A 1,062-nucleotide genomic window follows, 5' to 3' on the forward strand; every position below is an offset into this window, starting at 1 on the left:
AGATTCCCCAGCACCACGTTGCCGATGCGGATGCGCTTCAGGCCCACCACGTGCAGGCCCACCTGTTCGCACATGCGGCGGATCTGGCGCTTTTTGCCTTCGACCAACACAAAGCGCAGCTGCTCGGGGTTCATCCACTCCACCTGGGCGGGCTTCAAGGGCTGGTCGTCCAGGCTCAGGCCGTGGCGCAACCGGGCCAGTTGGTCCGCGGGAAAGACAGCCTGCACGTCTTGCGTGACCACGCCCGCACCGTGCGGGCCGTTGGGCGCGTAGTGCACGCGCACCAGGTACTCCTTTTCGATGCCGCTGTTTTCACCGATGAGCTGCCTCGCGATGCGGCCGTCCTGCGTGAGCACGAGCAGACCCACGGAGTCGATGTCGAGTCGGCCGCAGGGCGCAAGGCCGCGGGTGTGTTCAGGGGCGAAGCGGCGGCCGTCGGCCGGGTGGCGGGCGTCGCCGCGCCACTGGCTGGGCGCGCCGATCAGCGTGGCGGCGGCTTCGTGGCCGTCTTCGGGCTGGCCACTCACGTAGCCCATGGGCTTGTGCAGCAGGATCGTCACCTGCCCGGCCTGCTGGTGGCGCGCCTGGGGCAGCACCTCCACCTGGGCGTCGGGCGCCACGGGCATGCCCATGACGGCTGGCTCGCCGTTGACCAGCACCCAGCCGCGAGCGATCCATTCGTCGGCCTCGCGGCGCGAGCACAGGCCGAGATCGGCCATGCGTTTGTTGAGGCGGACTTCACCGCGCACGTTGCCGACGCGGGCGAGGTCGGGCCGGTGCGGCTGCACCGGGCGCGGCGCGGGGGATGGCGCACGTTGCGGGCGGTCGCCAGCGCCGTAGGGTGCGTCGCGCGGGTCGCTGCGGCGCGGGGCCGGGCGCTCGCTCCAGCCGCGGTCGTCGCCGCGCGGGGCGGCACCGGAGCCAGCGCGTGGGCGGTCGCCGCTGGGGCGTGGGCCTGCGGGTCGGTCGCCGCCCGGGCGGTCAGCGCCATAACGCGGGCGCTCGGCGCGTTCGCCCTCGGGGCCGGACCGTTTGGCGCCGAAGCCCTGCGAAGGCTCCCAC

At 73.2% G+C, this 1,062-nt stretch carries 1 protein-coding gene; it reads right to left on the reverse strand.

All coding sequences use genetic code 11. From position 1 onward, the window contains the following. Positions 1-1,062: pseudouridine synthase (locus tag B0E41_RS19680; RefSeq protein WP_253195032.1), on the reverse strand; the 1,062-nt coding region annotated here is incomplete at both ends.

This window comes from Hydrogenophaga sp. A37 (assembly GCF_002001205.1).
Lineage (GTDB): Bacteria > Pseudomonadota > Gammaproteobacteria > Burkholderiales > Burkholderiaceae_C > Hydrogenophaga.